A 12,635-nucleotide genomic window follows, 5' to 3' on the forward strand; every position below is an offset into this window, starting at 1 on the left:
TAAGAATTGTGGGCGAGGTCAGCCTCGCCCGGGCGGGGTTACTTCTCTTGCGGGAAAATCAGATTCAGCATAATGGCGGTAATACCGCCTGCGGCGATACCGGAAGAGAGCAGGGTTTTCAGCCAGTCAGGGGCGAATTGCAGAATCAGCGGTTGTTGCGAAACGCCAAGGCCCACTGCCAGAGATAAGGCAATAATCATAATCGCGCGGCGGTTTAACGGTTCGCGCGAAACGATGCGTATGCCGGATGCGGCGATGGTACCAAACATCACGATAGTCGCGCCGCCCAGTACCGGTTCCGGGATATGCTGTACGAAACCGCTCACCGCCGGAAACAGACCGAGTACGATCAGCATCAGTGCGACGACAAATCCGACATAGCGACTGGCGACGCCGGTAAGCTGGATTACACCGTTGTTCTGACCAAAGCAGGAGTTGGGAAAGGTATTAAACAGTGCCGAGACAAAGGAGTTGAGGCCATTTGCCAGCACGCCACCTTTCAGACGCTTCATATACAGCGGGCCGCTTACCGGCTGCTCGGACACATCGGAGGTAGCGGTAATATCGCCGATGGTTTCCAGCGAGGTCACCATAAACACCAGAATTAACGGAATCAGCAGATTCCAGTCAAAGCCGAGGCCGTAATAAAGCGGAGTCGGTATCGCCACCACCGGACTTTCGGTTGCCGCAATATTCTGCGGCAACATGCCGAGCGCCCAGGCCAGCAGATAGCCGACCGCCATGGCGATTACCAGTGAGGCGACGCGCAGATAAGCATTGCGCTGGCGATTCAGCAGGATAATAACCGCCAGCACCGCACCGGCCAGCAGCAGATTTTTAGGCGCGCCGAAAGTGTGATCGTTCATCGCGGCAAAGCCACCGCCGATAGACGTCAGGCCAACCTGAATCAGTGACAGGCCAATAATCATCACCACAATGCCGGATACCAGCGGCGTGATAATGCGTCTGGCGAGATGTAATACGCGTGACAGCAGCATCTCAGTGCAGGAGGCAACCATCAGAGTGCCAAACAGCGCTGCCATCATCGTCGGAACATCGGCTCCGCCATTTTTCAGCGTCAGCCCACCCATAATCAGCGGCGTAACAAAGTTAAAACTGGTGCCCTGAATTGACAGCAAGCCCGAGCCGACCGGCCCCCAGGTTTTGATCTGCAGAATCGACGCTACGCCAGAGGCAAACAGTGACATGCTGATAATGTGCTGAGTATCCTGCGCTGGTAATCCCAGAGCCTGACAAATCAGTAGTGCCGGAGTAATCACGGCGACAAACATCGCCAGCAGATGCTGACCGGCGGCAAACAGCGTTTGCGGCAGCGGCGGTCGGTCTTCCAGACGGTAAATCAGCTCACTTTTAGTGTTTGGTATTGGGTTACGATTCGCTGCAACAGCATCAGTATCGGCGGACATTTTCACGGTTCCCTGGCAACAAAGTGGCGATTTTAATCATCTGCCAGTCAAAAGCAATCGTTTGCCAATGCTGTGTTGATAATCAGCCAGAGAAACTACCGCACATCAGGCTTAATCTGACTGCCAGAATGGCACTACGCTTAAATCAGTCCGTGATATTGCGGGTAACAAAATATGAGGCAGCGATGAGTCAGGTTTTTATTATTGGAGCAACTGGCGGCGTGGGTCGCCGACTGAGAAAACAACTGAGTGCGTCTGGCCATCAGGTGACCGGGCTGCACCGTAAACCGGAGCAGGCCGCCGAGCTGGCGGAGGATAAGGTCAGGCCGGTTGAGCTTGATCTGCTGACCACGAATGCTTAGAGCCTCGCACAGGCAATGCAGGGCAGTGATGTGGTGGTGTTTTCCGCCGGTGCGGCCGGTGCAGGCGTTGAGTTAACCGACGGTATTGATGGTCGTGGCGCGCAGATCGCGGCAGAAGCGGCGCGTATCGCGGGTGTTAAACGCTTTATACTGGTTTCTGCGTTTCCGGATGCCGGACGCGGCAAACAGATTTCGCCCACTTTTGAGCACTATATGAAGGTTAAGCGCCAGGCGGATGTAATGCTGGCTGCGACCGATCTGGACTGGGTAATTTTACGTCCCGGCACTCTGACCAATGAAGCGGGCAGCGGTAAAGTGAATGTCGGGCTGGCTATCGCCTATGGTGAAATCCCGCGCGAAGATGTGGCGGCGGTATTACATAGCCTGGTCGAGCACCCTGAAGTGAAGCGAGTGATTATTGAGCTGACGCAAGGGCAGCAGCCGATCGACAGCGCAGTGCAGCAGATCGGCGCGTACAGCGGTCGCTAAACACTCAGGCGTTGGTATAACGCTCGGTTTCTGGCAGCCAGCGCTCAATCAACGCCTGTGCCTGTTGCGGATAATGCTGGTGGATATGGCGCGCCACGCGCTGAACTTCCGGGATCATCGCCTGATCGCGCAGCAGATCGGCGACTTTAAACTCGGCATTACCGGTCTGCCGGGTGCCGAGCATTTCACCCGGGCCACGGATTTCCAGGTCGCACTGAGCAATAACAAAGCCATCATTGCTGTCGCGCAGTACCTGCAAACGTTTCTGCGCGGTTTTACTCAGGGGCGCTTTATACAGCAGCACACAGTGTGATGCGACAGCGCCACGACCAACGCGGCCACGCAGCTGATGCAACTGCGCCAGACCCAGTCGTTCCGGGTTTTCAATAATCATCAGGCTGGCGTTCGGTACATCTACCCCCACTTCGATAACCGTGGTGGCAATTAGCAGCTGGATCTCGCCCTGTTTAAATGACTGCATTACTGCCTGTTTTTCCTGTGACTTCATGCGGCCATGTACCAGTCCAACATTGAGATCCGGCAGTGCAATTTTCAGCTCTTCCCAGCTCGCTTCGGCGGCCTGTGCTTCCAGCAATTCTGACTCTTCAATCAGTGTGCAGACCCAGTAAGCCTGACGCCCCTCTTCGCCACAGGCACTTTTCACCCGGGCGATAATATCGGCGCGACGGGTGTCGGGAATCGCCACGGTGGTTACCGGTGTACGTCCCGGCGGCAGCTCATCGATGGTTGAGGTATCGAGATCGGCATAGGCAGTCATTGCCAGGGTTCGCGGAATAGGTGTCGCGGTCATAATCAGCTGATGCGGATGGAAACCCTGTTCCTCGCCTTTCTCCCACAGCGCCAGACGCTGGTGAACGCCGAAGCGGTGCTGCTCATCAATGATCACCAGCGCCAGGCCATTAAACTGCACTTGCTCCTGGAAAATCGCATGGGTGCCGACAATCATCGACACCTGACCACTGGCAATCGCTTCCTGCTGTGCCTGACGCGCTTTACCTTTCTGCTTACCTGCCAACCAGCCGACTTCAATCCCTAAGGGAGCAAACCACTGGCGAAAATTATTGGCGTGCTGTTCTGCCAGCAGTTCGGTTGGCGCCATCAGCGCCACCTGCTTGCCATAAGCAATGACATTGAGAGCTGCCAGCGCGGCGACGAGAGTTTTGCCTGAACCGACATCCCCCTGGACCAGACGCATCATCGGATAGTCATGCGCCAGGTCACGTTCTATCTCTGTAACTACCCGTTGTTGTGCGCCGGTTGGTTTAAACGGCAATGCGGCCAGCAGCTTATCACTGAGCTCATGCCTGGCAGGCATTGGCAGCGCATGGTAGCGCTGGGCGCCGGCGCGTACCGCCAGCATACTGAGATTGTGCGCCAGCAGCTCTTCCATAATCAGCCGGCGCTGCGCCGGATGTTTACCGCTTTCCAGATCGGCCAGAGCCATATCCGGCGGAGGGCGGTGCAGCGTGCGCAACGCATTGAGCAGGCTAATCATGCCCTGGCTTAGATCGGGTGGCAGCAATTCTGCAATGGCGCAGGTTTCCAGCAGCGTTAACGCCTGCTCGGTAAGATTACGCAGCGTTGCCTGGCGTACGCCTTCAGTGGTGGAATAAACCGGCGTCAGCGTCTCCTGTAACTCGGTCACGCTGTTTTCACCCTGTACGCGATACTCAGGATGAATAATCTCGGCACCGCGCTGCCCGCGTTTTATCTCGCCGTAGGCGGTGACGCGCTTGCCCGTTGCCAGGCTATTTTTCATTCCGGCATTGAAGTTGAAGAAACGCAGGGTGAGTACGCCGCTGCCGTCGCTAATCTGGCAGGTCAGCATCCGGCGGCGACCAAAACTGATATCGGTGTGCAGCACTTCACCTTCTACCGTGGCATAAATGCCCGGCAGCAGATCGTTGATGGAATAGAGTTGGGTGCGATCTTCATAACGCAGCGGGAGATGCAGCAGTATATCCTGCACGGTGTGCAAGCCGAGTTTAGCCAGCTTGCCAGCCTGACTGGCACCGACGCCAGAGAGTGTACTCAGCGGGACGGCATCCAGCAGACGGCCTGTCATTTTTTCACCGAAGCCTGCATGGTTGCCCACCATGCATCATCAGCCACCACTTCGCCACTGTCATTGATCAGCGGATAAGGCAGGCCTTTATGTTTGGCAACGCGCGCCAGCACCGGATAGCCGCCTTCAAACAGCAGGCGCTGTTGTTCCGCATAATCAAGAGTACTGCTGGTGCGATTGTACATGCCGGCATTCTGGCGCTGGCGTTGTGCTTCGTACAGAATCAGCGCGGAGGCGACGGAGACGTTCAGTGACTGCACCATACCGATCATCGGAATAATGATATCCTGGTCTGCCAGATCAAGCGCTTCCTGCGTAATGCCGGTTTTCTCTTGTCCCATCAGAATACAGGTAGGGCGGGTGTAATCAATCTCGCGGAAATCTACTGCTTTATCAGAAAGATGCGTCGCCAGAATCTGCATGCCCTGGCCTTTAAGATGGCCGACGGCATCGGCGATGGTACGGTGCGTTTTCACCTGTACCCAGCTGTTACTGCCTGCCGCTGATGACACCATAGTGCGCATGCGGTTACCGGGCCAGACGGCGTGAACTTCGTGAACGCCAACCGCGTCTGCCGTGCGAATCACAGCAGACACATTATGTGGCTTATGCACTTGTTCCATGCAGACGGTCAGATCATGCTGACGTGCGGCAAGCATCTCTTGAATACGGGCAAAGCGTTGGGCATTCATGCTTAATTTCGGTTACGGTGAACTTTGATCACATCCGGCATAACGCGAATCTTGCGCATGATGTTGGCCAGATGCACGCGGTCACGTGCGGTCAGGCGAATAAACGCGCTATACACACGACCATCTTTCTCTTCGGTATTCAGGCTCTGAATATTCGACGCGGCGGTGTTAATGGCGGCGGTCAGGTTTGCCAGCGCGCCCTGGTGGTTAAACATATCCACCTTAATTTCGGCGACAAACTCCTGCTCGGTCTCTTTATCCCACTCAACCGCCATAAATTTCTCTGGCTCTTTCTGATAGCCACGAATATTACGGCAGGATTCATGGTGAACCACCAGTCCTTTACCTGGGCTGACGTGCGCGACTATCGGATCGCCAGGAATCGGTCGGCAGCATTTGGCGAAGGTAATCAGCACGCCATCGGCACCCTTGATCGGCAGCTTACTGCGTGAGTGATTCGCTGACTGAACCGGCGGAACCTGCTCATTCTGCTGCAGATTCTTCGCCACGACCACGCTCATTGCGTTACCCAGACCGATCTCTGCCAGCAAATCGTCCAGCGAGGCGAGCTTCATACGCTCAAGCTCTTGCTGAAGATTTTCCGCAGGGATCTCGGCCAGTTTACGGCTGCCGCCCAGCGCATGATTCAGCAGACGACGTCCAAGGCTGACGGAGTCATCGCGTTTCAGGTTCTTCAACAGCTGACGGATTTTGGCACGCGCTTTCGAGCTGACGACGAAGTTAAGCCATGCGGCATTCGGACGCGCACCCGGAGCGGTAATAATTTCCACCGTCTGGCCACTGGTAAGCGGTTGCGACAGCGGATAAGGCTGGCGATCGACTCGTGCGCCAACGCAGGCATGACCGATATCGGTATGCACGGCATAGGCAAAATCGACCGGAGTGGCATCCGCTGGCAGTTCGACGATGCGGCCTTCAGGGGTGAAAACGTAAATCTCATCGGGGAACAGATCGGATTTTACGCTTTCGATAAATTCAAAGGAGCTACCGGCGCTCTGCTGCAGTTCCAGCAAGCTTTGCAACCAGCGCTGGGCGCGAATCTGCGCCGTAGTGCTGCTTTCGCCCTGTTCTTTATAAGCCCAGTGTGCGGCAACACCCATTTCTGCCATCTGATCCATATCTTCAGTACGAATCTGCACTTCAACCGGCACGCCGTGCGGCCCAATCATTGAGGTATGCAGCGACTGATAGCCGTTGGCCTTCGGGATGGCAATATAATCTTTTACTCGTCCTGGGCGCGGCTTATACAAGCTATGCATCTGGCCCAGCACGCGATAACAGGTGTCCACATCGCGGACGATTACGCGGAAGGCGTAAATATCCATGATTGAGTGAAAACGCTGCTCTTTCAGGTGCATCTTGCAGTAAATCGAGTAGAGATGCTTTTCGCGACCGCTGACGCGACAGGAAATACCGGCTTCCTGCAGGCGACCGTCAATTTCAGAGAGGATCTTCTGAATCATCTCTTTACGGTTACCACGCGCCGCTTTCACGACCTCTTTGATAACGCGATAGCGGTTAGGATAAAGCGCCTCAAAGCCCAGCTCTTCCAGCTCGGTTTTCAGGTGATGAATACCGAGACGGTGAGCCAGCGGACTGTAAATCTCCAGCGTTTCCAGCGCGATGCGGCGACGCTTGTCCGGGCGCAACGACCCGAGGGTACGCATGTTGTGTGTGCGGTCGGCCAGCTTGATCAGAATGACGCGGATATCCTGCACCATCGCCATGATCATCTTGCGAAAGTTTTCTGCCTGCGCCTCTTTCTTATCGCGGAATTTCAGCTTATCCAGTTTGGATACGCCTTCAACCAGTTCGGCAACGCTTTTGCCAAACAGCTGTTCCATATCCTGATAAGTCGCGGGAGTGTCTTCAATCACATCATGCAGAAGCGCGGCCATGAGTGTTTCATGGTCGAGCTTCATTTCAGCGAGAATACAGGCGACAGCAACCGGGTGAGTGATATAAGGCTCACCGCTGGAGCGTGTCTGTCCCTCGTGGGCATCACGTGCGACAAGGTAAGCTTGCTTGAGGCGCTTAATTTGGTCCTCAGGCAAGTATTTTTCAATCAGCTGATTGAGGCTTTCAAACAGATACAAGGCGAGCCTTCCGGCAACTAATTAACGACGACCTTCAGCGATAGCGGTAACTGCCTGTAATTCAGCGGCTTCCTGCTCTTGCTGTTCCTGACGATCACGTACGTCCAGAATCTGGTTAGTGATCAGACCTTCTTCGATTTCACGAAGAGCGATAACGGTAGATTTATCGTTTTCTTCAGGAACCAGTGCATCTTTACCGCCAACCTGCATCTGACGTGCGCGACGTGCAGCGACCAGAACCAGGTCAAAACGGTTACCAATTTTCTCTACTGCGTCCTGTACGGTTACGCGTGCCATAAGTGTGATACTCCACGGGTGACGAAATGACTCGGCATCATACTGAAAGTGTCTTCAGTCTGCCAATAGTTTGCTGATTAAAGCATCATGTCGGGCTTTTTGACGGCCCATTCGCAGACGCTCGGCACGAATGATGTGTTTAAGATCTGAGACTGCCAGATCAAAATCATCATTCACAATTAAATAGTCGTACTCAGCGTAATGGCTCATTTCCGCGACGGCCTGTGCCATACGCTTCGCGATCACCTCTTCGCTGTCCTGCCCACGACCGCGTAAACGGCGATCGAGTTCATCTTTGGACGGTGGCAACACAAAAATGCTGCGAGCCTGTGGCATTCTCTGCCGAATCTGCTGGGCGCCTTGCCAGTCGATATCGAGAAAAACATCCACCCCGGTGGAGAGCACTTGCTCAATCGCCTTGCGGGATGTGCCGTAATAATTACCAAAAACTTCAGCATGCTCAAGGAAAGCATCTTCCTGAATCATCGTTTCAAACGCGTGTTTGGAAACGAAGAAGTAATGCTCACCGTGATTCTCACCTGGACGAACGCTACGCGTGGTGTGTGAAACGGACACCTGGGTATCGTACAGCGGTTGCGTTTTCAACAGTGCCTGAATCAGACTGGATTTACCCGCGCCGCTAGGGGCGGAAACAATAAAAAGCGTGCCTTGAGCCATGATTTTTCTTGAAGTGTCTTAAAATGCGGAGTCTGTTTCCTGCACAGTATACACAGCTTCAGCCCGCCATGCAGCGTTTGCACTCTTCCGCGACGTTTTTTCTTCTTTTCCTCGGCAAACTACGCAGTTTTATCGGTCATTTTTCGCCTTGCAGAAAATCTTTTGGACGTGCTTTCCAGCGTTTGCAGCTGCCGATGGTGTTTTTAACCGCAGCCCTCTTTACTGGTAGCAGGTCAATAAAGGAGAAACACCATGGCAGGGATGCGCTGGCTGGCACTAACGGCGTTGTTGTTCAGTCCGATCGGGCAGGCTATCTGTCCGGTATGGGCGCCGGTAACCGCACGCGAGGAGATCGCGCAATTACAACATCAGCTTAATCAATGGGATGAAGCTTACTACCAGCAAGGCGAAAGCCCGATCGATGACGCACTGTATGACAGCCTGCACCTGCGTTTGCAGCAGTGGCAGCGCTGTTTTCAGCCCGCGCAGGCACCTCGCGAGCCGCAAACCGGTCAGGGCAATCATTACCATCCGGTCGCTCACACCGGGGTAAAAAAGCTGGCGAACCAGCAGGCGGTTGCGCACTGGATGCAGGACAAAGATGCGCTGTGGATTCAACCCAAAGTGGATGGCGTGGCGGTTACGCTGGTGTATCAGCAGGGAAAGCTGGTTGATGCCATCAGCCGTGGCAACGGAAAGCAGGGAGCATCATGGCTTGAAAAAGTGAAAAAAATCACAGCAGTACCGCAGAAAATCTCTACCGACCGCCAACAAGTTGTATTGCAAGGCGAACTGTATCTGCCGATGACCGATCATCAACAGGCAATCGCAGGCGGCGCGAATGCGCGTGCTCAGGTGGCGGGGGCGCTGATGCGCCACAGCGATTCTCCGTTACTTAGCAAACTGGGAATATTTATCTGGGCCTGGCCCGATGGCCCTTTATCGCTGTCGGAGCGATTAGCTCAGCTCAGTGCCTTTGGTTTTGGTGTGGAATCGCACTGGACAGAACGCATTGAAACCGTTGATCAGGCCGCGCACTGGCGCGAGCAGTGGTTCAGGCAGCCGCTTCCTTTTGTCACTGATGGCGTGGTGTTACAACGTGAGCAGCGTTCGGCCGGCAAACACTGGTTGCCGGGGCAGAGTGATGAAGTTGCCGCATGGAAATATCCACCGCCGGTGGTTGCTACGGAAGTGATATCGATTGATTTTCCGATTGGCCGTACCGGAAAAATTGCCGTGGTGCTGAATGTAGTGCCGGTACAGCTGGATGATAAAAACGTGCGGCGGGTCAGTCTGGGCTCAGTTCAACGCTGGCAAGAAGCGGATATCGTTGCCGGTGACCAGGTGACGATCGGTCTGGCAGGGCAAGGGATACCGCGCTTCGAGGGGGTAGTGTGGCGTGTAAAGCAGCGGCAAAAAGCGATCGCGCCCGATCCGCAGGATCATCATTATCTGAGTTGTCTGCAAAACACGCCGGTGTGTCGTGAGCAGTTCCTCGCGCGATTAGCTTGGCTCAGTCAGAAACCGGTGCTGGATATGCCGGGCATCCAGCGCCGTAGCTGGCAGCGATTAATGCAGATGGACAGCTTCAGTCATCTGTTTTCATGGCTCACGGTTAGCGTTGGACAACTGCATGCCCTGCCGGGGATCAGTGAAGCCAGAGCGCAGCACCTTTGGCACAGCTTCCAATTGAGCCGTCAGCAACCTTTTAAACGCTGGGTTAAGGGGCTTGGCGTCCCGCTACCGGAAGCGGCCCTGAATGCCATGCCGGATAACAGCTGGCAGCAATTGCTGGATCGGGATGAGCAAAGCTGGCAAACGCTGCCAGGCGTTGGTGAGACGCTGGCGAAGCGCATCACCGTTTTTCTTGCTGATGAAAGCGTCAGAAGCCTGATCGCTTTTCTGCAGCAGGAGCTTGAAATGCCTTAGCCCGCACAGGTGCAGATGTTGCAGTTTTTCCAGGCGCCTTAATGTTCGGGGTGCGGATAGTTAAAGATTGGCAGTCCCAGCTTGAAGCGCAGCGCCAGCAATCGGGCAATAAAGCCAGCCAGCAGAGTAATAATGATGATGAACTCATGTGACAGAGGAGTCTTCAGCAGCAAGATGTAAAGCCAGCTGGAGGCGAAGGCAATACCGGCGTAAAGCTCTTTCTGAAACACCAACGGTATGCGGTTACAGAACATATCGCGTAATACGCCACCAAATACGCCGGTGATAACCGCGCTGATAGCCGCAATGATCGATGCATGCCCCATATCCAGCGCCACTTTAGTACCAATAATTGAAAACACCACCAGACCTAACGCATCAAGCACCAGAAAGACTTTGCGCAGGTGTGTCATCAGTGGAGCAACCACGGTAGTGACTACCGCGGCAGCAGCAACAATCATGATGTATTCCGGATGTTTAACCCAGCCAAGGGGGTAATGGCCAAGCAGCATATCGCGCACCGATCCACCACCAATAGCGGTAACAGACGCGATGATAATTACGCCAAACATATCCATTTTACGACGTCCTGCAGCCAATGCGCCGGTCATCGCTTCTGCAGTAATACCAATGATATAGAGGACGGTAAGTAACATGGGCAACTCCTGAAAAATCGCCGGCAAGACTAAGTGCTTAATGCACGGAAGACCACTGAGATTTTCTAAGGGTAATCGGTCAGGATTAATTTAACTGATGATGATGTGCTGTTTATAGCATATTTAACAACAGGTTATATAAAAATCTTTGCAGTGGCACTATTAGTTTAATTTATTAGCAGATCGCTTAAATCCGGATGTCTGTGTCTCTGCAAGCTGATCATCGGCAAGAGATAATATGCCACTGATGGCGAGGGTATCGCTGCATAAATTTATAAAATATTTATGAAACCATTTAGATTCTGTTGAAAAGTGTCGCGTTAATTATATAGCACATAACGTGCGGTATTTATCATCGCTTGCAGATGAGAAAGATAAATACGTAATTATTTTATCTGTTGATAATAAATATTTGATCTGGGGCCAATTGCAAAGTGGCTTTTTTTTCTTGCGTCTAATCAAGATGATACACAGGTATTAATGAGCGGAATGAAAACACACAAGCATGATATCATCTTTTTTTCTTCAGATGCCCTGGCAGCAGCAGGGTTATGTGAAGTTTTGAATCATTTACCGGTAAAGTTGAAAGTGTTGGCAGTGGAAGATATGCATGACATTGTTTTCCATTGTGAAAAATATCGGCCAAAGCTGGTTGTCTATTTATTTCATGAAAATATGCCGTTAGGCGGAGTTCTTCAACGCATCTTTACCCATCAGCGAAATTATCCGGATGTTCGCCAGTTAATTATTACCTGCAAACTCCTTCCGATTTTTTCTGCATTTATGCAGTATTTTACCACCGTTAATGTCATATCCCTCAAGACGCCGCTGGTTGAGTTATCCTGGCTGCTTACCACTGAACTGATGGGGTTACGCGGGCAGCTGCAGAATGATCATTGTGCAGATGTGATGCTTTCCGATCGTCAGTTGAAAATATTATTAATGCTTTCATGGTCATACAGTGCAGAGCAGGTGGGGCAACGGCTGGGTATTACCGATAAAACGGTATACGCACATAAACTGAACGCACTGACGCGTTTGCAGATTCATAGCAGGCATGACATCGCCGATCTGTTTGCGGTAATTGATGAGTTAAGAATGATCGTAACCATGCTGCGCTGTCGGCCTAAAGAGAAAGAGGTGGCAGAGATTCGTACTGACAAAATCATGCCACCTTTGGTATGGAAGAATACCAGATAGGCGCTGTCAGGAAGTCATTAGCGCATGTAAGGTTTGCAGGTCGCGTTTTATCCACGCAATATCGTGTTCAAATTTCTCATCTGACATCAAAGGTTGGCGGAAAATGGTGACGACAACTTCAGCCCCTTCCTGATTGGCGATAATGCGCATCGGTATATAAATCTCTTTACCAAAGCCGGTATCTACGTAGTGATCCATCACACCTAATGCATTGTATCCGGTAAAGCGAATTTTTATCGTGCCTTCCGGACCTTTAGCTTTCCAGTAATGTCCTTCCTGAACTAATGGTGCGTGGCTCAGGCCAGAGGCCCACTTTGAGAAATATTCAGGTTTCCAGATGGTTTCATAAAGATCCATCCAGTTGCGTGGAATGGTCAGGCTGATCGAGCGTGATGGCAGCATGCTATCTCCTGAAATAGGGTCGATAAATGATTTAAGCACTGAACCTGACAGAAGGAAACGGAACGAACAGAATTAGCCACCAGTAGTGAGCTGGCGCAGGTTTTTCCATCGCTGACAGGTACACAGAGCGCTGCCGATCCTGCCAGATTGAAAGGAAAAGCTACTATGCGGGATTAAACACGTTGCACAGATGTCGATAGATTAATAATTTCATATTTCAGATGCAGTATTACTGCATAAAACTCCATTTGATTATGAAATTTAAGGCTTTTTTTGGTATTCTCATTTCAGACCAGGAAT

Annotated in this window: 9 protein-coding genes and 2 pseudogenes; 3 read left to right on the forward strand and 8 right to left on the reverse strand. The window is 52.6% G+C overall.

Annotated elements, in window-relative coordinates:
• Positions 1–38: 38 nt before the first annotated feature.
• Complete coding sequence (locus ACP3TC_RS22065; RefSeq protein ID WP_313854598.1) at positions 39–1,427, reverse strand: nucleobase:cation symporter-2 family protein; 1,389 nt, start codon at positions 1,425–1,427, stop codon at positions 39–41.
• A gap of 185 nt (positions 1,428–1,612) precedes the next feature.
• Here ACP3TC_RS22065 and ACP3TC_RS22070 point away from each other — a divergent pair.
• Positions 1,613–2,278 (forward strand): annotated as a pseudogene (locus ACP3TC_RS22070) (SDR family oxidoreductase).
• Positions 2,279–2,282: 4 nt separating this feature from the next.
• Here the strand turns inward: ACP3TC_RS22070 and recG are convergent.
• Genes recG through gmk form a run of 5 tightly spaced genes read right to left on the reverse strand, consistent with a single transcriptional unit; the run spans position 2,283 to position 8,148 of the window.
• Positions 2,283–4,364 carry an ATP-dependent DNA helicase RecG gene (recG, locus tag ACP3TC_RS22075; RefSeq protein WP_426817263.1) on the reverse strand — a complete coding sequence of 694 codons (2,082 nt, stop codon included), beginning with the start codon at positions 4,362–4,364 and terminating at the stop codon, positions 2,283–2,285.
• Entirely contained in the window at positions 4,361–5,056 is a 696-nt protein-coding gene (gene trmH / locus ACP3TC_RS22080) for a tRNA (guanosine(18)-2'-O)-methyltransferase TrmH (RefSeq protein ID WP_313854593.1), read from the reverse strand. The genes recG and trmH overlap by 4 nt, the downstream gene beginning before the upstream one ends.
• Before the next feature lie 2 nt (positions 5,057–5,058).
• Positions 5,059–7,173 carry a bifunctional GTP diphosphokinase/guanosine-3',5'-bis pyrophosphate 3'-pyrophosphohydrolase gene (spoT, locus tag ACP3TC_RS22085; protein WP_313854591.1) on the reverse strand — a complete coding sequence of 705 codons (2,115 nt, stop codon included), beginning with the start codon at positions 7,171–7,173 and terminating at the stop codon, positions 5,059–5,061.
• Between the two features lie 21 nt (positions 7,174–7,194).
• Positions 7,195–7,470: a DNA-directed RNA polymerase subunit omega gene (gene rpoZ / locus ACP3TC_RS22090; protein WP_017801603.1), complete on the reverse strand. Its 276-nt coding sequence runs from the start codon at positions 7,468–7,470 to the stop codon at positions 7,195–7,197.
• 54 nt (positions 7,471–7,524) lie between these two features.
• Entirely contained in the window at positions 7,525–8,148 is a 624-nt protein-coding gene (gene gmk, locus ACP3TC_RS22095; protein ID WP_313854587.1) for a guanylate kinase, read from the reverse strand.
• Between the two features lie 252 nt (positions 8,149–8,400).
• Here gmk and ligB point away from each other — a divergent pair.
• Positions 8,401–10,229 (forward strand): annotated as a pseudogene (gene ligB / locus ACP3TC_RS22100) (NAD-dependent DNA ligase LigB).
• Here ligB and ACP3TC_RS22105 read toward each other — a convergent pair.
• A complete protein-coding gene (locus ACP3TC_RS22105; RefSeq protein ID WP_313854584.1) occupies positions 10,116–10,733 on the reverse strand; it encodes a trimeric intracellular cation channel family protein in 618 nt (205 codons plus the stop codon). The pseudogene ligB and the gene ACP3TC_RS22105 sit on opposite strands and share 114 nt — an antisense overlap.
• A 480-nt stretch (positions 10,734–11,213) precedes the next feature.
• On the opposite strand from ACP3TC_RS22105, the gene ACP3TC_RS22110 reads away from it, so the two are divergent.
• Positions 11,214–11,933 (forward strand): helix-turn-helix transcriptional regulator, encoded by a 720-nt coding sequence (locus ACP3TC_RS22110; RefSeq protein WP_313854582.1) that lies wholly within the window; start codon positions 11,214–11,216, stop codon positions 11,931–11,933.
• 6 nt (positions 11,934–11,939) lie between these two features.
• Here the strand turns inward: ACP3TC_RS22110 and ACP3TC_RS22115 are convergent, their stop codons facing one another.
• The gene (locus ACP3TC_RS22115; RefSeq protein ID WP_313854580.1) at positions 11,940–12,335 is read right to left on the reverse strand and encodes a polyketide cyclase; all 396 of its coding nucleotides are present in this window, start codon (positions 12,333–12,335) and stop codon (positions 11,940–11,942) included.
• Between the last annotated feature and the right edge of the window lie 300 nt (positions 12,336–12,635).

The organism is Winslowiella sp. 2C04, from assembly GCF_050037805.1.
Taxonomy (GTDB): Bacteria; Pseudomonadota; Gammaproteobacteria; order Enterobacterales; family Enterobacteriaceae; genus Erwinia; species Erwinia toletana_A.

What these genes read in the sequence shown, in the direction of transcription:
- ACP3TC_RS22115 (WP_313854580.1), bottom strand. Translation starts at nt 12,335, where the DNA reads ATGCTGCCATCACGCTCGATCAGCCTGACCATTCCACGCAACTGGATG.
- ACP3TC_RS22065 (WP_313854598.1), bottom strand. Translation starts at nt 1,427, where the DNA reads ATGTCCGCCGATACTGATGCTGTTGCAGCGAATCGTAACCCAATACCA.
- rpoZ (WP_017801603.1), bottom strand. Translation starts at nt 7,470, where the DNA reads ATGGCACGCGTAACCGTACAGGACGCAGTAGAGAAAATTGGTAACCGT.
- ACP3TC_RS22110 (WP_313854582.1), top strand. Translation starts at nt 11,214, where the DNA reads ATGAGCGGAATGAAAACACACAAGCATGATATCATCTTTTTTTCTTCA.
- gmk (WP_313854587.1), bottom strand. Translation starts at nt 8,148, where the DNA reads ATGGCTCAAGGCACGCTTTTTATTGTTTCCGCCCCTAGCGGCGCGGGT.
- trmH (WP_313854593.1), bottom strand. Translation starts at nt 5,056, where the DNA reads ATGAATGCCCAACGCTTTGCCCGTATTCAAGAGATGCTTGCCGCACGT.
- recG (WP_426817263.1), bottom strand. Translation starts at nt 4,364, where the DNA reads ATGACAGGCCGTCTGCTGGATGCCGTCCCGCTGAGTACACTCTCTGGC.
- ACP3TC_RS22105 (WP_313854584.1), bottom strand. Translation starts at nt 10,733, where the DNA reads ATGTTACTTACCGTCCTCTATATCATTGGTATTACTGCAGAAGCGATG.